Here is a 20,299-nt window from a genome sequence, read left to right as displayed (position 1 = left end):
TCGTGATGCACGTGCCCTTGTATTCATCGAGATCTTGGACAAAGCTGTCGGCAATGACATGAACACTCGGATGCAGGCCGCAGAAGGGCGACCATCCCCAGGCATCTGCGGTTCATGAATTCCGGAGGGGGAATGTCATGGCTGAAAGAGACACGCAACGCAAGGTTCTGGCAGTTCTGGCCGGTGGGCTGGTGCTCGGCGTCGGGATCGGGGTGACGCTCGCAGCCTGGAACGATTCGGAGTTCGCGACCGGCACGTTCACCGCAGGATCGTTCAACCTGGAGGGGTCGACGACGAGCGCCACGACCGGATATGCCAACCACAACGTCGACAACGGAGACACTGCTGCCACGCTGGTCTTCCAGCTGCCCGCCGTGGCTTCGTCCATGTCGCCCGGCGACGTCGTCTACGCGCCGTTCTGGGTGCGTCTCGACAGCACGACGACCAACAGCGCCACGTTGCTGCCCGCAGGCGTCACAGCGGGCGCCGGTGGTAACACCGCGAACCTGTCGTACACCGTGACGGCGATCGGCCCCGCTGCGACCTGCGGCGCGGGAGCCACGGGCACGGTCGTCGCCACCGGAGCGACACTCAGTGCACAGACCGGCCCGGCCTCCGTACCGCTGACGAAGGGAGCGACTGCCGGGACGGCGGGCACGCCGGTGCAACTCTGCTTCGCCGTGACCGCAGGCGCCGGACTGACCCAGGGCGCTGCGGCGACCGCGACGTGGAAGTTCACGGCCACCTCGACCGCGAACTGATCATGGCTGTCACCCGCAGGGGCATGCGGGAGGGGAAGCGACTGCTCTCCCGTCGGATACGCGCCGTGCTCGCGGGCGGCCTGGTGTTCGGTGTCGGCGCGACGATGACCCTCGCCGCCTGGAACGATTCCGAATACGGCACCGCGACATTCACCGCGGGGAGGTTCGACATCGTCGGTGCGACCGACGGGGCGACCTTCTCGAGTCACCCGGTCGGCACCCCGGCGGCCCTGTCATTCAGCGCACCGTTCTCGGCCATGGCCCCCGGCAACACGAGCTATGCGCTGTTCAGCGTGCGCACCGCGAATCCGTCGGTCGCGGGCACGCTGCAGCTGAGTGTGACCTCGACGGCGGGAACCGGACTCGGCACGTATCTGCGATACGGCGTGCGGGCGATCGCCGGCACCGCCTGCAACAGCACGACGTATACGGCCGGCACCGCGGTCGTTCCCGACAACTCGCTGATGTCGGTCGGGGGAACCGGAACCCAGGCGGTCGCGGCGAACAGCGGGACGACCGTGAACTACTGCTTCGCGGTGACGTTGCCTGCTGCGACCGACAACGGAGCCCAGGGGCTGACGGCGATCCAGACATGGCAGGTCGCCGGAGTCTCGAGCTGATACGCGGGCAGAGCTGCGGGCGGGGTCTGAGGAGGAACGATGAGTGCACCGACGAGGCGGAGCCTGCGTGAGCAGGCGGCGGCCATCGACGAGTCACCGTCTGGGCCCTCGCCGTCGGCATCCGTCCCGCGGCGATCGAGTCGGCGAGGTCCCGGGCGCGTGCTGGCCGACGCCCTTCTCTGGCTCGCGGCCATCGCCGGCGCCGCTTGCATGGTGCTGGTCGTCGTGGCACTCACGGCGAACATCACCCTCATCATGTTCCGCACCGGATCCATGTCGCCGACGATCCCGGCAGGCTCCGTCGCGGTCGTGCAGAGCATCGCGGCCTCACAGGCGCAGGTCGGCGACGTGGTCACCGTCGATCGGGAGGGCGACCTGCCTGTCACTCACCGGATCACCTCGATCGCTCCCGGCGCGAGCAAGGACGAGAGGGTGATCACGATGAGAGGGGACGCGAACACGGCCGACGATCCGTACCCCTACACCGTGCAGACGGTGCGAGTCGTGCTGTTCTCGGTTCCGGGAATCGCCACCGTGATCGTCGCGATGGGCAACCCCTACGTGCTCGGCGGTCTCACCCTCGGCGCGACGGCCCTGGTCGTCTGGGCGTTCTGGCCACGCTCGTCGAAGGAGCGTCGCGTGCGGACCCACACGGCGGGGGCCGGCCGATGAACCGGCGGGCCGCATGCGCGACGAGCGCCTCGGCGGTCGTTCTCGGAGTGCTTCTCGCGGCGGGCCCCGCGTGGGCGGCGCCGTCGACCCAGGTGGTGCAAGGAGATGTTCTGCGGTTGGTCTCGGTCGCCGACTGGGACGCTGCTTCGAGCCTGTTGCCAGGACAGCCTGTGCAATGGGACGTGACGGTGAGTGCGGAGGCGCCCGACCCGGGAGTCGTGGCGGTGGGCGTGAGCGCGTCGGGAGATGCGTCGCTCATCGTGGATGCCTACCGGTGCGAGCTGGAGTGGGACGAGACCGGCTGCGTCGGCGACGTGGAAGAGCTGACAACGGGCTGGCCGATTCCCCGAGACGGCGCGGAGGTGGCCCTCCTCGAGATGGCGGACACGGAGGTCGCGCACCTGAGACTCGTCATCTCTCTCGCCGGCGACGAAGCCGGAAGCACACAGGTGCGGGTGCATGCGCGCGGCGCCGGGGAGTCGGCCGTGATCGGCCCGGACGGGGGACTCGCGACGACCGGCCTCTCACCGCTCGCGCCCTGGACGATCGGCGCGGCCATCGCCGTGGGCGCCGTCGGAACGTTGCTGTTCGTGGCGGGTCGCCGCCGCGTCTTCGTCGAGAGGGAGGACGAGTCATGACCGGCCGACGTGGGCGGCGCGTCCTCGCCGGCGTCGCGGGGGCAGCTCTTCTGCTGGGCATCGGCATGGCACCGTCGGCTCAGATGAGCGAGGCGGCTTTCACCGACAGCGACCACGCCCGGACGACCATCACCGCACTGCGTCTCGCTCCACCTCAGATCACCGGCTTCTCCTCGTGCATCCGGCCGCCCGTGCTGGGCGGTTCGTTCATGAAGATCGTCTTCCAGTGGCCGAACGCTGCGGCACCGTACTCGACCATGACATCGGCGAACGTGCAGTGGCGCGTCGGCACGACGGTGATCGCCCCCGTGGTCACGGGGCCGGATGCCCAGGGCAGGTACACGGCGGACATCACGACAGGATTGCTCTCGGGGCTGCTCGGATCGTTGCTGGGCGCGGACGTCATCCTCGAGATGCGGACGACGTATTCGGGGTGGATCTCTCCCGGAGTCACCACTGCCACCTACAACGCTCCGCTGATCGCGGGCGCGCCGACCTGCACTCCCGCCAACGGCGTCTAGTCGGCGAGAGCGAGCGCGCGGAAGGCGTCGCGCTCGCGAAGGTGCTCGCGGCGACTGGCGGCGGCCGCTGCCGCAGCATCCGCTATCCGGGTCGGCACCTGCATGCCGGTGGTTCGTCGGTACAGCTCGTCGATGAGGTCGGTGGCGAGGCCGACGAGCTTCGCGATCTCGCGGTCGTCGCGATCGATCCAGACGCAGCGGGGCTCATCGTGGATCGGAGCGAAGTCGACGTGCTCCTCCCAGACGAACAGAGTGCGCTCGGCGCCGAGCACGTGCTGCTGCCACCAGATCTGGCGGAGGTAGGTGCGGGGGATGCCGCGGAACGCCTTGTTCGTGGTCTTGATCTCGGCGAGCTTGACGCGGCCGTCCGCGTCGACGGCGATGCCGTCGGGGGTCGCCAGGTGCCGATGCTCGACCTCGGCGCGGAACAGGGCGGACGACGGCAGGATGCCGTGGGTCGCCGCCACCCAGGCGGCGATCTCGGGCTCGCGGCGTCGCCCGTGATCGGTGTAGGCGTTGCCTCCGAAGCGGGGTCCACCGCCGAGCTTCGAGTCGGCCGCGCGCGCGATCGACCTCTCGCTCGTGAGTCCGGCGACGTCCGTGGCGGTGATCCCGCGCGATCGTGCCCTCATCCAGGCCACGCGGTCGCGGGAGTCCGCGACGATGCGAGCTTGGAGTTCGGGGGTCACCTATCGAGGGTAACCCCGGTCGCCGACTCTCCCTCCCGCACACGCCGCTCCGTGGCATCCCTCGGGCGCTCTCCGCGTCGGAAAGGGGTCAGCCGAGCTCAGGCCACCCCTCGGGGCCGGAGGATCCGGCGACGTAGTCGTCGAGCGGCACATCGCCCTGCCGCCACGCCTCGAGGATCGGAGCCACGATGCGCCAGGACTGTTCGGCGGCGTCGCCGCGCACTGCCAGCATCGGGTCGCCGTCCAAGACGCCGGACAGGACCTCGGCATACGCCTTGAGTGCACCCTCTCCGAGCTCGGCCGACAACGTGGCCCGCTCCAGCTCGAACGGGTCCTCGGACGCATTGAGGTTCAGCTCGAGGGACATCCGGTCCGGTCCCAGTGAGAACCGCAGCACCGCGCCGTCCGACGTGCCCGTGAGTCCCCGCGGCAGGTGGCGGACCGGACGGAAGCGCACGACGATCTCCCTTGCAGGCGTGCCGAGGGCTTTGCCGGAGCGGAGCCGGAACGGAATCCCCGCCCATCGGGCGTTCCGCACCTCGAACGTCGCCTCGGCGAGCGTCTCGGTCTGGCGGTCGGGGTCGACCCCCGGCTCGTCGACGTAGGACGGCTTCGCCGCCCCGTCGATCTCTCCTGCGGTGTATCGGGCTCGGCGCGACGACCCCGCGGGGTCGTCGCCCCACACCGCGGTCGCACGCAGCACCGCAGAGGTCGCGGCCCGGAAGTCGATCTCATCGAGAGTCGCCGGCTCCTCCATCGCGAGCACGGCGAGCACCTGCAGCAGGTGGCTCTGGATCATGTCGACCAGTGCGCCCGCTTTGTCGTAGTAGCCCGCGCGTCCTTCCAGCCCCAGCGACTCGTCGTAGACGATGTCGACCGACTCGATGCTCTCGGCAGACCAGAGCGGCTCGAGGATGCGGTTCGCGAACCGCGCCCCGAGGAGGTTGAGCGTGGTCGAGCGGCCGAGGAAGTGGTCGACCCGAAACACCTGGCTCTCGGGCACGAGATCGGTCAACGTCCGGTTCAGCTCTTCGGCACTCGCCTCGTCCGTGCCGAAGGGTTTCTCCATGACGAGCATCGCGCCCGCAGGCAGCATGTCGGGAGTGAGAGTCGCGACAGACGCCGCGGCCACCGCGGGCGGCACGGCGAAGTAGAGCGCGACCTGCCCGGTGCAGTCCTTCAACAGTGCGCGGAGGTCGTCCGGATGTGTGATGTCGGTCCGCGTGTACGTCACGTCCACGCGGGACGCGGCGTCCTCGGCATCCATCGACGCGAACGACGAGCGGACGACGGAATCGAGATCCGCGTCGGTCCACTCCTCGCGGTCGGCGCCGACGATGCGCACCGCGCGGGAGGGCTCCCGTGTCAGCAGCTGTCCCAGCGCGGGGAGGAGGAGCCGGGCGGTGAGGTCGCCACCGGCCCCGAGGATCACCAGCGTCGTCGCATCGGTCATGGTCTCACCGTATCCCGTCCACTCGACGGACGGTCGTGCCAGAATCGGTCGATGCCCGCTCCCATCGAGGACTACGCCCTGCTCAGCGACTGCCGCACCGGCGCGCTCGTCTCGAAGGAGGGCAGTATCGACTGGCTCTGCCTTCCTCGCTTCGACGCGCCGTCGTTGTTCGGAGCCCTGCTCGGAGAGGCGAGCAACGGATGCTGGAGCCTGCGGCCGCTCGATGCCACCGCGACACCGCAGCGCCACTACGTGTCGGACACGTTCATCCTCGTCACCCGATGGGAGACGGCCGGCGGTATCGCAGAGGTGCAGGAGTTCATGCCGCTCCACTCCTCGCGCAGCGATGTTGTTCGCAGGGTCGTCGGCATCACGGGCCACGTCGAATTCGTCACCGAGCTGCGCCTGCACTTCGACTACTCCCGCAGGCTCCCGTGGGTGCGGCAGGTGGGCACGAGTGAGGAGCCGGCGCTGCGCGCGACGGCCGGACCCGAAGCCGTGACCGTGCGCGGCGTGCGGCTCGTCGCGGAGGACCACCGGCACCGTGCGACGTTCACGGTCGCCGCGGAGGAGGTCCGTGACCTGACGCTCAGCTGGTTCCCCTCGCACGAGCACGCGCCAGCGGCACTCGACGTCGACGACGCGATCGCCGCCACGCGATCCTGGTGGCAGGGGTGGGCGAGCGGGATCCAGCACGACGGCGCGTACCGCGGCGAGGTCGTGCGGTCTCTGCTGGTGCTGAGGGCACTCACGAACAAGGACACCGGTGGCATCGTGGCTGCGGCCACGACATCGCTTCCCGAAGACTTCGGCGGCTCGCGCAACTGGGACTACCGCTTCGTCTGGTTGCGGGACGCCGCCCTGACGCTCGAAGCCCTCATCGCTCACGGGTTCCTCACCGAGGCGCACCATTGGCGGCGATGGCTGCTCCGAGCCGTGGCCGGTGAGCCGAACGAGGTGCAGATCATGTACGGGATCGCGGGAGAGCGCGATCTCATCGAGCGAGAGCTCACGAGTCTGCCCGGCTACGGAGGCGCGGCCCCGGTGCGGATCGGCAACGGCGCGGTCGACCAGTACCAGGGCGACGTGATCGGCGAGGTGCTCGTCGCGCTCGAGTGCGCCCGGATCGCCGGCCTTGAGGAGGGGGACTTCTCGTGGCCCCTCCAGCGGGCGCTCATCGAGCAGGTGATCGCCTCGATCCAGCGTCCCGACAACGGCATCTGGGAGATCCGGGGCGAGCCGCAGTGGTTCACGCACTCCCGGGTCATGATGTGGGCTGCGCTCGACCGCGGCGTCCGGGCCGTGCAGGAGCATGGCCTCCCGGGCGACGCCGATCGGTGGGCGGGCGTCCGTGACGGGCTGCGGCGCGAGATCGACGAGCACGGAGTCGACGCGGACCACGGGTACTTCGTTCAGCACTACGGCTCGATCGAGGTGGATGCGTCGCTGCTCGTGCTGCCGCAGGTGGGGTACTGCGACCCTGACGATCCGCGGATGCTCCGCACGGTGGAGCAGATCGAGCGCACCCTGCTCACCGACGGATTCCTCCGTCGCTACCGCACGGAGTCGGGTGTGGACGGGCTCGACGGAGGAGAACATCCCTTCATCGCGTGCAGCTTCTGGCTGGTCGAGCAGTATGCGACGAGTGGCCGTGTCGACGAGGCGCGCGACCTGATGGAGCGGTTGAGGGGGATGACGAACGACCTCGGACTGCTGTCGGAGGAGTACGACGTCGCGAACGAGCGGCAGGCGGGCAACACCCCGCAGGCGCTCTCGCACCTGAGTCTCATCCGCGCCGCCGACGCGCTCGCGGGCCACGGAGGTCGCGCCGCGCACCGTCGGTGATCCCGACCGATTTGGGGCCGGGGATGCCGTGAGGTACAGTTGTCGTAACCGAAGACCGCTGGTCGTCGTCGTGTGCGCAAGCGCATGAGGATCGAAGCTCTGCTCAGCAGGGGCCCGCGCAGGACACGAACTTTCCAAAGCTCCGTGCGCTTGCGCCGGAGCTTTTCTGTTGCCAGCGGTCGGAACCGGCGCCTCACCTCCGTGGGGCGCCTCGTACACACCAAGGAGTGACCATGGCGCAGAAGGACGCATCGGTTGCCGAGCTCACGAAGTCATTCGAGAACTCGACTGCCGTTCTGCTGACCGAGTACCGCGGTCTGACGGTTGCCCAGCTCAAGGAGCTGCGCAACAGCATCCGTCAGGACGCTGAGTACGCCGTGGTGAAGAACACGCTGACCAAGATCGCCGCCAACAAGGCTGGCATCACCGCGCTGGACGACGACCTCAAGGGTCCGTCGGCCGTCGCGTTCGTGCACGGTGACTTCGTCGCCACTGCCAAGGCTCTTCGTGACTTCGCCAAGGCCAACCCGCTTCTCGTGATCAAGTCGGGCATCTTCGAGGGCAACGCCCTCACCGCCGACGAGGTCAACAAGTACGCCGCGCTCGAGAGCCGTGAGGTTCTGCTGGCGAAGGCTGCGGGCATGATGAAGGCCACGATGGGCAAGGCTGCCGCCACCATCGATGCTCTTCGCGAAAAGCTGGAGACCGCTGAGGCCGCGTGAGCGACCTGCGATCTCGTTCAACAAACCCATCTATCTAGGAGATACATCATGGCTAAGCTCACCACTGAGGAGCTGCTCGAGCAGTTCGCAGGCCTGACCCTCGTCGAGCTCAACGACTTCGTCAAGGCGTTCGAGGAGAAGTTCGAGGTCACCGCTGCTGCCCCCGTCGCCGTTGCAGGCGCAGGCGGCGGCGCTGCTGAAGAGGTTGAGGAGAAGGACTCCTTCGACGTCATCCTCGAGGCTGCCGGCGACAAGAAGATCCAGGTCATCAAGACCGTCCGCGAGCTCACCTCGCTCGGCCTCGGCGAGGCCAAGGCTGTCGTCGACGGTGCTCCCAAGGCCGTGCTCGAGGGCGCGAACAAGGAAGCCGCCGAGAAGGCAAAGGCTGCTCTCGAAGAGGCAGGCGCCACGGTTACCCTCAAGTAATCCGTTCCAGGTCGCGGCGCGTGCGCCTCGCCCTGGATGCGTCTGAACGCTTCACGAAAGCCCCGGGTCCGCCCGGGGCTTTCGTGCGTCCGGGGCCGGTGAGAGGCCTCGCGAGCGAGGTCGCGGGTCAGCGTCGACCCGCGGTGGAACTGCGAACGACCAGGGCGGATGCCGTCACAGTGCGCTCTCGTGGCGAGTCCGGCTGATCTATCTGCTGCTGCAGCAGCCGCACCGCCTCGTGCCCCTGCTCCCGTGGCGACTGCTTGATGGTGGTGAGCGCGAACATCTCGGCGTGCTCGTGGTCGTCGACCCCGACGATGCTGAGTTCTGTGGGGACGGCGATCCCCAGGCGCCGGGCCGCGATCATCGCTCCGATCGCCGCCTCATCGCACACGCCGACGATCGCGGTGGGTCGCCCTCGGCGATCACCGAGCAGCTCGACGGCGGCGGCGTAGCCGCCGGGCATCGTCGGGCGCGCATCCGCGATCCTGGCGATCGCTTCGAGGCCCGCTGCAGCGAGTGCCTCGAGGTATCCCTCGACACGCTGGGCGTCGCCGAAGCTGAGGTCGTCCGGATCCGTGGAACCACCGACGAATGCGATGTCGGTGTGGCCGAGCTCGATGAGGTGCTCGGTGGCGATGCGTGCGGCGGCGACGTCATCGATGGACACCGCGCTCGACCCTTCGCTGTAGGGGCCGACACTGACGAGCGGCCGCTCTGAGCGATGAAGCCGCTCGAGCTCCTGCGCGCTGGGTTGGATTCCGACGGCGATGATCCCGTCGAACCGCCGGCCGGGCAGCACCGTGTCGAAGAGGCGCTCGCGGGTCTCGCTGCCTTCGCGGATGCCGTAGAGGGCGAGCTCGTAGTCGAGCGCGAACAGCGACTCCTGGATCCCGGCCAGCAGCTCGGAGAAGTACCAGCGGTCGACAGGAGGCATGATGACGCCGACGGTCTGCGTGCGTCCCGTGGCGAGGCTCGTCGCAGAGGAGTGAGCGACGTAGGCGAGTTCATCGGCTGCATCGGCGACTCTCTGGCGGGTGCCATCGGAGACGTATCCGCGTCCACTGAGCGCTCGGCTCGCCGTCGCCTTCGACACGCCTGCGCGCGCCGCGACGTCGGCGATCGTGCTCATCGGTCCTCCTCGACCATGCCTTTCGACGCGAGTCCCCACCTCCACGCCGATGACAGCGTAACTGTTCAGCGGCGGGAAAGGAACCGGTTCCATACGAATCGCTCGGGAGCGCTCCCACGTCCGAGCATCGGACATCACGAAAGGTTGCGAGCTTGTGATCCTGGCTTATTGTGTCGCGGCGTGAGACCCCGGTAGGTTGTCCTGGAATCGGTTCCCGATTCGGCGCCGAGGGGCGGCGCAGAATGACGTGGGAACCGTGAAACTCGAAGAGGAGAATTCACATGGGTCTGTCACAGCGTTCCCGGCGTTACGCGCCAATCGCACTGCTGGGAGTCGCGGGCATCGCGCTCGCCGGCTGTGGTGCTCCCGGAGGTGCGCCCGCGGGCGGCGGCTCGGGCGGCGATGACAACACCGTCACCATCTACGGCACGATCGTCGACTCCGAGGCCGAACTGCTCCAGGAGTCCTGGGCCGACTGGGCCGAGGAGAACGACATCGAGATCAAGTACGAGGGCAGCCAGGACTTCGAGACTCAGCTCGGAACGCGCGCACAGGGCGGCAACCCGCCCGACATCGCGATCTTCCCGCAGCCGGGTCTGTTCGCCGACTTCGCCAAGCGCGACTTCTTGAAGCCGGCACCCGAAGAGGTCGAGAAGAACGCCAACGAGTACTGGACCGAGGACTGGGTGAACTACGGCACGGTCGACGGAGAGTTCTACGGGGCGCCGCTGATGGCGAACGTCAAGGGCTGGATCTGGTACTCCCCGGCGAAGTTCGCCGAGTGGGGCGTCGAGGTGCCGACCACGCTCGACGAGATGACCGCGCTGACCGAGACGATCCAGGCTGCGACCGGCACGCCCGCGTGGTGTGCAGGGTTCGAGTCCGGAACGGCGACCGGATGGCCCGGAACCGACTGGGTCGAGGACTACGTGCTGCGTCAGGCCGGTCCCGACGTCTACGACCAGTGGGTGACGAACGAGATCCCGTTCACGGACCCCCAGATCAAGACGGCGTTCGATTCGGTCGGCTCGGTGCTGCTGAACCCGGCCAATGTCAACGCGGGATTCGGCGACGTACGCTCGATCAACTCGACCGCGTTCGGCGATGTCGCCCCGGCGCTCGCCGAGGGCAACTGCGCACTCACGCACCAGGCGTCGTTCCTGTCGGGCTTCTTCCCCGAGGGCACGAACATCGCCGAGGACGGCGACGTGTGGGCCTTCATGCTCCCGGGCGAGAGCGCAGACGACAAGGCGGTCACCGGTGCCGGTGAGATCGTCGGTGCCTTCAGCGAGTCCGAGGCCACCCAGAAGGTCCTCGCGTACCTGTCGAGCCCCGAGTGGGCGAACAGCCGCGTGAGCCTCGGCGGCGTCACCTCGGCCAACAACGGACTCGACCCGGCCAACGCCAAGGACCCGATCCTGCAGGAGACCATCAAGATCCTCCAGGACCCGGACACGACGTTCCGCTTCGACGCATCCGACCTGATGCCGGGTGCCGTGGGCGCCGGCACCTTCTGGAAGGGCATCGTCGCATGGGTCAACGGCACGTCGACCGATGAGGTCCTGACGCAGATCGAGACCGGCTGGCCGTCCAGCTGATCGGATGAGGAGGGTCGCCCGGAAGGGCGGCCCTCCTCGTCACCATTCGGTTCGTGCACCGCCGCACGGACTGCAGCTTCTCACGCGTCATGAAGGGGATTCCGTGAACGCGACTCAATTCTTCCAATGGATCGGCATGCTCCCGCCCGTCCTTCAGGCCGTCGTCGTCGTCATCGCCTTCGCGGTGGTCGTCGCCGTCATCCTGCTGCTCGTGGACATCGCTCCGCGCAAGGGAGCGATCTACACCTGGGTGCGACTGGCGATGTGCGTGCTCATCCCGCTCGCTGTGATGTTCTTCTTCAGCTCCTACTACTGGGCCATGGGCGTCGCCGTCGCCGTGGGAGTGCTGTTCTTCTTTCTCGACTACCGTTCACGCGACGGAGCGGGCTACCTGATCCAGCTGGTCGCGTTCATGGCTCCGGCCATGCTGCTTCTGCTCGTCGGGCTGATCCTCCCGTCGATCCAGACGATGTACACGTCGTTCTTCAACTCCTCGGGCAACGACTTCGTCGGCTTCGCCAACTACCTCTGGATCTTCACCCAGTCCGACGGCATCACATCGGTGATCAACTCGATCATCTGGGTGCTCCTGGTGCCGACGGTGTCGACCCTGGTGGGCCTCGCGTATGCCGTCTTCATCGACCGCACTCGCGGCGAGAAGATCTACAAGGTCCTGGTCTTCATGCCGATGGCGATCTCCTTCGTGGGAGCCAGCATCATCTGGCGCTTCATGTACGAGTACCGCGGACCCGAGTTCAAGCAGATCGGCCTGCTGAACCAGATCCTCGTGTGGTTCGGTGGAGAGCCGCAACAGTGGCTGCTGAACCAGCCATGGAACAACCTGTTCCTCATCGTCGTGCTCATCTGGGTGCAGACCGGATTCGCGATGGTGGTGCTGTCGGCGTCGATCAAGGGCGTCCCGGCCGAGCTGCTCGAAGCGGCTGAGCTCGACGGCGCGAACGCGTGGGAGCGATTCTGGGCGGTCACCGTGCCGGCGATCCGCCCCGCGTTGATCGTCGTGCTCACCACGATCTCGATCGCCTCCCTGAAGGTCTTCGACATCGTCCGCACCATGACGGCCGGAAACTACGGCACATCCGTGCTCGCGAACGAGATGTACACGCAGTTCTCCAAGTTCGAGGCGGGCCGCAGCGCCGCGCTCTCGGTCATCCTGTTCATCCTGGTGCTGCCGATCGTCATCTACAACGCGCGCCAGATCAAGAAGCAGCGGGAGGTCCGATGAGCGACACGCTGAAGACCCAGACAGACTCGACCAGCACTCGAGCCATCACGACCGGAGGCGGCCTCGACGGCGCGGCCGGACGTGCGCGCAAGAAGCTGTCCCGCCCCTGGGCGTCGGCGGCGTCCATCCTGATCGCGGTCCTGTGGACGATCCCGACGCTCGGGCTGTTCATCTCGTCGTTCCGGCCCCGCGACCAGATCCAGTCGAGCGGCTGGTGGGAGTTCTTCGCCAACCCGCAGGTCACGTTCGACAACTACGTGCAGGTGCTGCAGTCCGGCACCACGCAGCTGACGATCATCGAGTCGTTCGTCAACTCGATCGCGATCACGATCCCGGCGACGCTCATCCCGCTGATGATCGCGGCGATGGCGGCATACGCCTTCGCGTGGATCGACTTCAAGGGGCGCAACGCGCTGTTCATCTTCGTGTTCGCCCTGCAGATCGTGCCGATCCAGATGGCTCTCGTGCCGCTGCTCAGCTCGTTCTCGAGAGGCATCAACCTGTTCGGAGTGCAGGTCACGCTGCCGCTGGACGCCTCGCAGGGCTACGCGCAGGTCTGGATCGCGCACTCGATGTTCGCACTGCCGCTGGCGATCTATCTGCTGCACAACTTCATGTCGGAGATCCCGGGCGAGATCATCGAGGCCGCGCGCGTCGACGGAGCTTCGCGCGGACAGATCTTCTTCCGCGTGGTGCTGCCGCTGACGATGCCGGCGATCGCCTCCGTGGCGATCTTCCAGTTCCTCTGGGTGTGGAACGACCTGCTCGTCGCCCTCGTGTTCGCCGACGGCGCTGCCGCCCCGATCACGAAGCTGCTGGCTGAGATCACCGGAACCCGGGGAAACGACTGGTACCTGCTCACGGCTGGCGCCTTCGTCTCGATCGTCATCCCGCTGATCGTGTTCTTCTCGCTCCAGCGGTACTTCGTGCGAGGACTCCTGGCGGGTTCCACGAAGGGCTGATCGGCTCAGTACGACAGGTCGAGCACACGATGCCGCGATCGGGCGCAACACAGCCCCGGTCGCGGCATCGTCGCACGTACGCTGTGAACATGAAGTACGCAGACTCCATCGTCGATCTCGTCGGCGACACGCCCCTCGTGAAGCTCCAGCACGTCACCGAGGGCGTCGCGTGCACCGTGTTGGTGAAGCTGGAGTACCTCAACCCCGGCGGCTCTGCGAAGGATCGCATCGCCTCGCGAATCATCGATGCCGCCGAGGCCTCGGGCGACCTGAAGCCGGGCGGCACCATCGTGGAGCCCACGAGCGGGAACACCGGCGTCGGCCTCGCACTGGTCGCCCAGCAGCGCGGATACAAGTGCGTCTTCGTGCTGCCCGACAAGGTCGGGGAGGACAAGATCGACGTGCTGCGGGCATACGGTGCCGAGGTGGTCGTGACGCCGACCTCGGTCGCGGCAGAGAGCCCGGAGTCGTACTACAGCGTCAGCGATCGGCTCGCCCGCGAGATCCCCGGGGCGTTCAAGCCGAACCAGTACGAGAATCCGAACGGACCCCGCAGCCACTACGAGACCACCGGTCCCGAGATCTGGCGCGACACCGAGGGACTGATCACGCACTTCGTCGCCGGCGTCGGCACCGGGGGCACGATCACGGGCACCGGTCGCTATCTGCGTGAGGTGTCGGAAGATCGCGTGCGCATCGTGGGAGTCGACCCGGTGGGCAGCGTCTACAGCGGTGGCACGGGACGCCCGTATCTGGTCGAGGGGGTCGGCGAGGACATCTGGCCCGGCGCCTACGATCCGAGGGTTCCGCATGAGATCGTCGCGGTCGACGATGCGGAGTCGTTCGCGATGACCCGACGACTCGCGCGTGAAGAGGGAATCCTCGTCGGCGGCTCCAGCGGCATGGCCGTGGTCGGCGCGCTGCGGGTCGCTCGCGACCTGCCGGCGGATGCCGTGATGGTGGTGCTGCTGCCGGACGGCGGACGCGGCTACCTCAGCAAGATCTTCAACGACGGCTGGATGCGCTCCTACGGCTTCAGCGAGGTCGAGGAGGGCGAGACGGTGGCCGACGTGCTGGCCGCCCGCACCGCCCGGCTGGGGGAGGGGATCCCCGATCTGGTGCACGCGCACCCGACCGACACCGTGCTCGAGGCCATCGGCATGATGACCGAATACGACGTCTCGCAGCTGGTGGTGCTGAGCGCGGAGCCGCCCGTGATGATGGGCGAGGTCGTGGGCACGGTCGACGAGAAAGGCCTGCTCGACCTGCTGTTCCGCGGCGACGCCAAGCCGGCGGATGCCGTGGGAGCGCACGTGGGGGAGCGGCTGCCGCTTCTCGGCATCCATGCCCCGCTCGCGCAGGCGAGGGCCGCTCTGGCCGACGCCGACGCGCTGCTCGTCACGCTCGACGGCAAGCCGCACACCGTGCTCACCCGGCAGGATCTGCTGTCGTACCTCTCGCGCTGACGCCCGGCGTAACAGGGCCAGCCGCACTCCCCGGGGCGGACGTAGGCTGAGGAGCATGTCAGAGCATGCCTTCGCCACCCGAGCCATCCACGCCGGTCAGGCACCAGACCCGACCACGGGGTCGATCATCCCGCCGATCTATCAGGCGTCCACCCATGTGCAGGACGGCATCGGCGGGTTCCGCGACGGCTACGAGTACAACCGTGCAGGCAACCCGACGCGCTCCTCGCTCGAGACCCAGCTCGCGGCGCTCGAGGGCGGCGCGAACGCCCTGTCGTTCGCCTCGGGGCTCGCAGCGGAGGACGCGCTGCTGCGCGGCATCCTGAAACCCGGCGACCATGTCGTGCTCGGCAACGACGTCTACGGCGGCACCTATCGCCTGTTCGCCCGCGTACTCGCACCGTGGGGGATCGAGTTCTCGACGGTCGAACTGTCCGACGTCGACGCGGTGCGCGCGGCGATCCGTCCCGAGACGAAGATCGTCTGGGTCGAGACACCCAGCAACCCGCTGCTGAAGATCGTCGACATCGCGCTCGTCGCCGAGATCGCGCACGCCGCCGGTGCCATCGCGGTCGTCGACAACACCTTCGCCTCTCCGGCACTGCAGCAGCCGCTCTCGCTCGGCGCCGACCTCGTCGTGCACTCCACCACGAAGTACCTCGGCGGACACTCCGACGTCCTCGGCGGCGCGGTGGTGTTCGGAGACGACCGCTTCTTCGAGCAGGTCAAGTTCCAGCAGTTCGCCGTGGGCGCGGTCTCTGCCCCGCTCGACGCCTGGCTCACGACCCGCGGCATCAAGACGCTCGCGGTGCGGGTGCGCCAGCACTCCGAGAACGCACAGGCCATCGCCGAGTGGGCCACGGCGCGCCCCGAGTTCGCGACCGTGTACTACCCGGGGCTCGCCTCGCACCCGGGACACGATGTCGCTGCTCGCCAGATGAGCGGCTTCGGCGGGATGCTGTCGCTCGGCCTGTCGGCGGGTGCGGATGCCGCCAAGGCGTTCGCCGAGTCGACCGAGCTCTTCCAGCTCGCCGAGTCGCTCGGCGGCGTCGAGTCGCTGATCGGCTATCCGCCCGACATGACCCACGCCTCGGTGAGAGGAACCGCGCTCGCCGTGCCCGAGAACGTGGTGCGCCTGTCGGTGGGCATCGAGGGCGTCGACGACCTCATCGCTGATCTCGAGCAGGGACTCGCGCGCCTCCGCTGACTCCCTCCGCGCGCTTGATGCCCGGCTCTCTGGGCGGCAGCCGCCGGCAGCGCAAGGCGGATGCAGGCTCAGAAGACGGATGCATGCGGAAACCACGTGTTTCGGCATGCATCCGTCTTTGGGCATGCAGGTGTGTGCGAGCGGGCTGTAGCATGGAGACTTCGCCCTGATCGAATCGATTCGACTTTTCGTCGCCGATTCCTCTGCTCTCGCGACTCGATCTCTCACTCTTCCTGAACGCCCTCGAACTCCGGAAGGACCGTCGTGCCCGACGCTCCACGCACTGACTCCATCTCGACGACCCCCGCCCCCGAGCGGACGGCGACGGGCAGCATCCGCATCCCTTCGGCGACGGGCGCGATCCGCACCCTCGGGTCGAATCCGGCCACAGCCCCGATCATGCTGCACCCCGGCGACTCGATCTCGAACGGTCGCCGCGCGCTCTACATCGTGCTGCTCGGGGCTCTCACCGCACTCGGACCCTTCACGATCGACCTGTACCTGCCTGCCTTCCCAGTGCTCGAGCAGGACTTCGAGACCACGGCCGCCGCCATCCAGTTGACCCTGACCGGCACGATGATCGGGTTCGCACTGGGCCAGCTCGTGGTGGGCCCGCTCAGCGACAAGGTGGGGCGGCGCATTCCGCTGATCATCGTGACCGCGCTTCATGTGCTGGCCAGCGTCGCCGCCGCCTACGCCCCGACTCTTCCCCTGCTCAGCGGCGCCCGCGTGCTCATGGGAGTGGGAGCCGCCGCAGGTGGCGTCGTCGCGATGGCGATCGTGCGCGATCTGTTCGGCGGTCGTCGTCTGGTCGTGATGCTGTCGCGCCTCGCTCTGGTCTCTGGCGTCGCGCCCGTGATCGCCCCGCTGATCGGGTCGTGGCTGCTCACGTTCATGCCGTGGCGGGGCATCTTCGTCGTGCTCGCCCTCTATGGCGTGGTGATGCTGGTGTCGACCGTGGTGTTCGTGCCCGAGACGCTGCCGATCGCGCGTCGCCAGGAGAAGGGCGGCGCGACCGTCCTGCAGCGCTATCGGTCGGTGTTCTCCGACCGTGTCTTCATCGGCGTGCTGATCATCGGCGGCATGACCTTCTCGGGCCTGTTCTCCTATCTGTCGGCGTCGCCGTTCCTGTTCCAGCAGACCCACGGGCTGGATGCGCAGCAGTACGGCCTGCTGTTCGCGGTCAATTCGCTCGGCGTCGTCGCCGGCGTCCAGACCGCCTCGCGACTCGCCGCGCGATTCGGTCCGCAATGGGTGATGGCGTACTCCACCGCGGTGCTGCTGCTCGCCGGTGTCGCGATCATCGTCACCGATCAGCTCGGGCTCGGGCTCTGGGGCACGGTCATCCCGCTGTTCTTCTTCATGACGGCCTGCGGCTTCACCTTCCCGAACGTGCAGGTGCTCGCGCTCGACCGCCACGGCAAGGCGGCAGGCACTGCGGCGTCGGTCATCGGCGCCACGAACTTCGGCGTCGCGGGACTCGTCTCGCCGGTCGTCGGATGGATCTCGCACGGCACCGGAATCACCGCCACGAGCATGGCATCGGTCATGGTCGGATGCGCCGCGATCGGCATCCTCTCGCTGTGGTTGATCGTGCGTCCGCGGACCGTCGGCATGCTGGCTCCCTGATTTTCAGCTTCCGACCGGCAGAATGGTTCGATGAGATCACGAACGCTGCTGTGGTGGGGAACAGGGATGCTCGTCGCGGCGACGCTCCTCGGAGCGGCGATCGTGTTCGGGTACACCGAGCCGCCAGGGTTCGACACCTGGTGGAATGACACGATCAGCGCGTCTCGCTCCGACTGGATGCTGTCGTTCGCATTGCTGCTCGATCACATCGGCGGCGGCTGGGTCGCTATCCTCCTCGTGCCGATGCTGGTGATCATCGCGCTTCTGATCGCGCGGAGATGGCAGGCGGCCGTGTTCGCCGCCGTGGCGTTCCTCGTGAGCGCCGGTGCGGTGCAGCTGCTCAAGCACCTGTTCGGCCGGGCGCGTCCGGAGGACATGATCGTGGCGAGCGACTTCGGTTCATTCCCTTCGGGGCATGCGGCGAACGCAGCGACGATCGCGATGGTGCTGTGGCTCGTGTTCCCGCGGATGTGGACCGCGATTCTCGGCATAGCGTGGGTCGTCGCGATGGCGGTCTCGCGCACCCTGCTCTCGGTGCACTGGGCCACCGACACGCTCGGCGGCGCACTGGTCGGGGCCGGCGTCGTGCTGGTGCTCGGGGCGTGGCTGCTGCCGTGGGTGACGAGGTCGCGCCGAGACGATCCGGCGGTCACCTCGGTAGGCTGACAGCCCACCCCACTCATCGAGGAGCAGCAGTGTCCCGCATCCGTCCGTATCGACCGTCCGACCGCGATGCCCTCTACGAGGTGTGCGTGAGGACAGCGGATGCCGGGGCGGACGCGACCGGCCTGTTCTCCGATGACTCGCTCTGGGGCGACCTGTTCGCGGTGCCCTATGCAGAGAGGCACCCCGACCTCGCCTGGGTCGTCGAGACCGACGACGAGCGGGTGATCGGCTACATCGTGGCGACCGACGACACGGACGCCTTCGCGACCTGGTTCCGCGACGAGTGGTGGCCGACGCGGCAGGACCGGTATCCGCAGCCCGTCGAGCCGACGACCCGCGAGGAGCGGATGATCGAGCACGGCTACGCGCAAGCGCCCGGACGCAACGGCAATGCCGCGGAGTACCCCGCCCACCTGCACATCGACCTGCTGCCCGAGACGCAGGGGCAGGGACTGGGACGACAGCTCATCGAGACGCTGTTCGCCGAGTTGACCCGCCGCGGAGTGCGCGGGCTGCACCTGGGTATGGACCCGAACAACACCGGTGCCGCCGCCTTCTACGAGCGCCTCGGCATGAAGCCCCTGCCCGCAGAGCCGGGCGGACAGAGCTTCGGAGTGCGCTTCGTCTGATTTGCAGATGGGCGGACGCATGCTGTGCGCGCTTCCGCCCGAGGGGAGGAACTCCGCCTGACGGGGGTGCGGATCTCGGGGTGGATGCCGGTGACGGCGGGACTCCGGTGCTCGCTGCGCTCGCTCCTCCCCGAGTCCCCGGTGCTCGATGAAAAGCACGAAGGGCCCCCGCTGGCGCGGGGACCCTTCGTGCTTTCGGCGGTGACGGCGGGATTCGAACCCGCGGTTGCTTGCACAACACACGCTTTCCAAGCGTGCTCCTTCGGCCGCTCGGACACGTCACCAGGGAACAACCTGAACAGTCTATCCGATCGCGCGGACGGCCCCGACCAGGGGTCTCGGATGCCGATTATGCCGCCATCGCGCGGGATTCCGTTGAACCGATATGCGATGTGTCTTCGTCTTGCGCTCGCACCGACGCCCTTCTTAGCCTCGGGAGTGGACGCAATGTCGTCATATGAAATCACTCCTGCGTCGATCGGGCGCTACTGTCCCGGAAGGTACTAGATGACGACTGTCGAAACCACGGCCGCGCCCGGCTCGGCTCTGCGCGTGGCGCTGCGCACTGCACACTCCCGGTCGCTCGCAGACCTCGGACTCAATGCGATCGGTCGCGCCCGATTCGGGTGGCGCGATCGGTCGATCGGCTCGGTGGTCGAACGCGCGGGTGGGCGGTATTGGCTGCGCGTCGTCTGGTCTGCCAGAGATCGGGCGCGTGGTTCCTGGTGGACCGGCAATCGGGACGCCTCGCAGATCGACGGGGTTGCGAAGCCGCGCCTGCTCGAGGTGCGGGCGTGGGAGGAAGGGCCACTCGTGTATCGCGCCGAACTCATGACCCTGCTGCCCGGGCGAGCGTGCGCGACGGACGCCGTGCTCGCAGGAGCGCCTGCCCTTGACGAGTCGTGGTGGGGAGAGCTGGAGCGCAACCTCGAAGCCCTGTCGGATGCGAGGACGGATCGGATGGTGCTCGACCCTGAGATCATGCGCCGGCGGATCAGCGTCTTCTTCGGCATCGAGATGGACATCGACTCGGACGATTGGGTGCCGAGCCACGGCGACCTGCACTGGAACAACATCCACCGCGATCCGTTCGCGATCGCCGACTGGGAGGCGTGGGGCCTCGCGCCGCGCGGCTACGACGCGGCGTTTCTGCTCGGTCATTCGCTGGCAGTGCCGCACGTCGCCGATCAGATCGCCCGACGCTTCCGGCGCGACCTGGAGTCGGAGGGCGGCATCGTGTCGCAGCTGTACGTGATGACGAAGCTGCTGACCCGTGCCGACGCAGGGGAGCACGAGCATCTCGTCCCCGCGCTTCATCGCCATGTGGGGCGCCTTCTCGGCACCCGGGTCCCCCCGGGGCGAAGGTCGTCGAGCACCACCTGAGGTTGCCTCCGCCGGCGCAAACCGAGCTCTCACCTTG

At 67.8% G+C, this 20,299-nt stretch carries 20 protein-coding genes and 1 tRNA gene; 17 read left to right on the top strand and 4 right to left on the bottom strand.

What is annotated here, in order from left to right:
* Window positions 1–137 precede the first annotated feature (137 nt).
* The 5 genes from ASF87_RS01920 to ASF87_RS01900 are packed head-to-tail and all read left to right on the top strand — an operon-like array spanning window position 138 to window position 3,212.
* Complete coding sequence (locus ASF87_RS01920; RefSeq protein ID WP_056373760.1) at window positions 138–761, top strand: SipW-dependent-type signal peptide-containing protein; 624 nt, start codon at window positions 138–140, stop codon at window positions 759–761.
* Window positions 728–1,381 (top strand): SipW-dependent-type signal peptide-containing protein, encoded by a 654-nt coding sequence (locus tag ASF87_RS01915; protein ID WP_235558842.1) that lies wholly within the window; start codon window positions 728–730, stop codon window positions 1,379–1,381. The genes ASF87_RS01920 and ASF87_RS01915 overlap by 34 nt, the downstream gene beginning before the upstream one ends.
* 39 nt (window positions 1,382–1,420) lie before the next feature.
* Complete coding sequence (locus ASF87_RS01910) at window positions 1,421–2,053, top strand: signal peptidase I (protein WP_056373755.1); 633 nt, start codon at window positions 1,421–1,423, stop codon at window positions 2,051–2,053.
* Window positions 2,050–2,691 (top strand): hypothetical protein, encoded by a 642-nt coding sequence (locus ASF87_RS01905; protein ID WP_056373753.1) that lies wholly within the window; start codon window positions 2,050–2,052, stop codon window positions 2,689–2,691. Before ASF87_RS01910 ends, ASF87_RS01905 begins: the two co-directional genes overlap by 4 nt.
* Complete coding sequence (locus ASF87_RS01900; RefSeq protein WP_056373751.1) at window positions 2,688–3,212, top strand: hypothetical protein; 525 nt, start codon at window positions 2,688–2,690, stop codon at window positions 3,210–3,212. The genes ASF87_RS01905 and ASF87_RS01900 overlap by 4 nt, the downstream gene beginning before the upstream one ends.
* Here the strand turns inward: ASF87_RS01900 and ASF87_RS01895 are convergent.
* Window positions 3,209–3,901, bottom strand: coding sequence for a YqaJ viral recombinase family protein (locus ASF87_RS01895; RefSeq protein ID WP_042539571.1), 693 nt, complete (start codon window positions 3,899–3,901; stop codon window positions 3,209–3,211). The genes ASF87_RS01900 and ASF87_RS01895 overlap by 4 nt on opposite strands.
* 88 nt (window positions 3,902–3,989) lie before the next feature.
* Window positions 3,990–5,354 carry a glucose-6-phosphate dehydrogenase gene (locus ASF87_RS01890; protein ID WP_056373749.1) on the bottom strand — a complete coding sequence of 455 codons (1,365 nt, stop codon included), beginning with the start codon at window positions 5,352–5,354 and terminating at the stop codon, window positions 3,990–3,992.
* Between the two features lie 51 nt (window positions 5,355–5,405).
* Between ASF87_RS01890 and ASF87_RS01885 the strand changes: the two genes are divergently transcribed.
* From ASF87_RS01885 to rplL, 3 genes are all read left to right on the top strand, one after another.
* Complete coding sequence (locus ASF87_RS01885; protein ID WP_056373747.1) at window positions 5,406–7,199, top strand: glycoside hydrolase family 15 protein; 1,794 nt, start codon at window positions 5,406–5,408, stop codon at window positions 7,197–7,199.
* A gap of 233 nt (window positions 7,200–7,432) precedes the next feature.
* Window positions 7,433–7,921, top strand: a complete 489-nt coding sequence (rplJ, locus tag ASF87_RS01880) for a 50S ribosomal protein L10 (RefSeq protein ID WP_042539577.1) — start codon at window positions 7,433–7,435, stop codon at window positions 7,919–7,921.
* A gap of 48 nt (window positions 7,922–7,969) precedes the next feature.
* Complete coding sequence (rplL, locus tag ASF87_RS01875; protein WP_042539579.1) at window positions 7,970–8,347, top strand: 50S ribosomal protein L7/L12; 378 nt, start codon at window positions 7,970–7,972, stop codon at window positions 8,345–8,347.
* 127 nt (window positions 8,348–8,474) lie between these two features.
* Here rplL and ASF87_RS01870 read toward each other — a convergent pair whose 3' ends face one another.
* Window positions 8,475–9,479 (bottom strand): LacI family DNA-binding transcriptional regulator, encoded by a 1,005-nt coding sequence (locus ASF87_RS01870; RefSeq protein ID WP_042539581.1) that lies wholly within the window; start codon window positions 9,477–9,479, stop codon window positions 8,475–8,477.
* A 281-nt stretch (window positions 9,480–9,760) separates the two neighbouring features.
* Between ASF87_RS01870 and ASF87_RS01865 the strand changes: the two genes are divergently transcribed.
* From ASF87_RS01865 to ASF87_RS01830, 8 genes are all read left to right on the top strand, one after another.
* Window positions 9,761–11,077: an ABC transporter substrate-binding protein gene (locus ASF87_RS01865; RefSeq protein ID WP_056373746.1), complete on the top strand. Its 1,317-nt coding sequence runs from the start codon at window positions 9,761–9,763 to the stop codon at window positions 11,075–11,077.
* A 103-nt stretch (window positions 11,078–11,180) separates the two neighbouring features.
* The gene (locus ASF87_RS01860; RefSeq protein WP_235558841.1) at window positions 11,181–12,320 is read left to right on the top strand and encodes a carbohydrate ABC transporter permease; all 1,140 of its coding nucleotides are present in this window, start codon (window positions 11,181–11,183) and stop codon (window positions 12,318–12,320) included.
* Window positions 12,317–13,282, top strand: a complete 966-nt coding sequence (locus ASF87_RS01855; protein WP_056373745.1) for a carbohydrate ABC transporter permease — start codon at window positions 12,317–12,319, stop codon at window positions 13,280–13,282. Before ASF87_RS01860 ends, ASF87_RS01855 begins: the two co-directional genes overlap by 4 nt.
* 89 nt (window positions 13,283–13,371) lie before the next feature.
* Entirely contained in the window at window positions 13,372–14,748 is a 1,377-nt protein-coding gene (locus tag ASF87_RS01850) for a cystathionine beta-synthase (RefSeq protein WP_056373743.1), read from the top strand.
* A 55-nt stretch (window positions 14,749–14,803) separates the two neighbouring features.
* Window positions 14,804–15,955, top strand: a complete 1,152-nt coding sequence (locus ASF87_RS01845) for a cystathionine gamma-synthase (protein ID WP_056373741.1) — start codon at window positions 14,804–14,806, stop codon at window positions 15,953–15,955.
* Between the two features lie 264 nt (window positions 15,956–16,219).
* Window positions 16,220–17,584: a multidrug effflux MFS transporter gene (locus ASF87_RS01840; protein WP_442922789.1), complete on the top strand. Its 1,365-nt coding sequence runs from the start codon at window positions 16,220–16,222 to the stop codon at window positions 17,582–17,584.
* Between the two features lie 30 nt (window positions 17,585–17,614).
* On the top strand, window positions 17,615–18,250 hold the full coding sequence (locus ASF87_RS01835) for a phosphatase PAP2 family protein (RefSeq protein WP_056373737.1): 636 nt from the start codon (window positions 17,615–17,617) through the stop codon (window positions 18,248–18,250).
* A 29-nt stretch (window positions 18,251–18,279) separates the two neighbouring features.
* Window positions 18,280–18,879, top strand: coding sequence for a GNAT family N-acetyltransferase (locus ASF87_RS01830; protein ID WP_056373735.1), 600 nt, complete (start codon window positions 18,280–18,282; stop codon window positions 18,877–18,879).
* A 199-nt stretch (window positions 18,880–19,078) separates the two neighbouring features.
* Here ASF87_RS01830 and ASF87_RS01825 read toward each other — a convergent pair.
* A tRNA-Ser gene (locus ASF87_RS01825) sits at window positions 19,079–19,163 on the bottom strand.
* A 223-nt stretch (window positions 19,164–19,386) separates the two neighbouring features.
* Between ASF87_RS01825 and ASF87_RS01820 the strand changes: the two genes are divergently transcribed.
* Window positions 19,387–20,262, top strand: coding sequence for a hypothetical protein (locus ASF87_RS01820; protein ID WP_056373733.1), 876 nt, complete (start codon window positions 19,387–19,389; stop codon window positions 20,260–20,262).
* Window positions 20,263–20,299 lie beyond the last annotated feature (37 nt).

It is taken from the genome of Microbacterium sp. Leaf161 (genome assembly GCF_001423645.1).
Taxonomy (GTDB): domain Bacteria; phylum Actinomycetota; class Actinomycetes; order Actinomycetales; family Microbacteriaceae; genus Microbacterium; species Microbacterium forte.
The sequence above is the reverse complement of the archived record's forward strand: the minus strand, read 5'-3'. Positions and strand labels throughout refer to the sequence as shown.

Coding starts and splice junctions, on each gene's coding strand:
- ASF87_RS01865 (WP_056373746.1), top strand. CDS start 9,761: ATGGGTCTGTCACAGCGTTCCCGGCGTTACGCGCCAATCGCACTGCTG.
- ASF87_RS01900 (WP_056373751.1), top strand. CDS start 2,688: ATGACCGGCCGACGTGGGCGGCGCGTCCTCGCCGGCGTCGCGGGGGCA.
- ASF87_RS01820 (WP_056373733.1), top strand. CDS start 19,387: ATGACGACTGTCGAAACCACGGCCGCGCCCGGCTCGGCTCTGCGCGTG.
- ASF87_RS01920 (WP_056373760.1), top strand. CDS start 138: ATGGCTGAAAGAGACACGCAACGCAAGGTTCTGGCAGTTCTGGCCGGT.
- ASF87_RS01890 (WP_056373749.1), bottom strand. CDS start 5,354: ATGACCGATGCGACGACGCTGGTGATCCTCGGGGCCGGTGGCGACCTC.
- ASF87_RS01835 (WP_056373737.1), top strand. CDS start 17,615: ATGAGATCACGAACGCTGCTGTGGTGGGGAACAGGGATGCTCGTCGCG.
- ASF87_RS01905 (WP_056373753.1), top strand. CDS start 2,050: ATGAACCGGCGGGCCGCATGCGCGACGAGCGCCTCGGCGGTCGTTCTC.
- ASF87_RS01855 (WP_056373745.1), top strand. CDS start 12,317: ATGAGCGACACGCTGAAGACCCAGACAGACTCGACCAGCACTCGAGCC.
- rplJ (WP_042539577.1), top strand. CDS start 7,433: ATGGCGCAGAAGGACGCATCGGTTGCCGAGCTCACGAAGTCATTCGAG.
- ASF87_RS01850 (WP_056373743.1), top strand. CDS start 13,372: ATGAAGTACGCAGACTCCATCGTCGATCTCGTCGGCGACACGCCCCTC.
- ASF87_RS01910 (WP_056373755.1), top strand. CDS start 1,421: ATGAGTGCACCGACGAGGCGGAGCCTGCGTGAGCAGGCGGCGGCCATC.
- ASF87_RS01845 (WP_056373741.1), top strand. CDS start 14,804: ATGTCAGAGCATGCCTTCGCCACCCGAGCCATCCACGCCGGTCAGGCA.
- rplL (WP_042539579.1), top strand. CDS start 7,970: ATGGCTAAGCTCACCACTGAGGAGCTGCTCGAGCAGTTCGCAGGCCTG.
- ASF87_RS01870 (WP_042539581.1), bottom strand. CDS start 9,479: ATGAGCACGATCGCCGACGTCGCGGCGCGCGCAGGCGTGTCGAAGGCG.
- ASF87_RS01885 (WP_056373747.1), top strand. CDS start 5,406: ATGCCCGCTCCCATCGAGGACTACGCCCTGCTCAGCGACTGCCGCACC.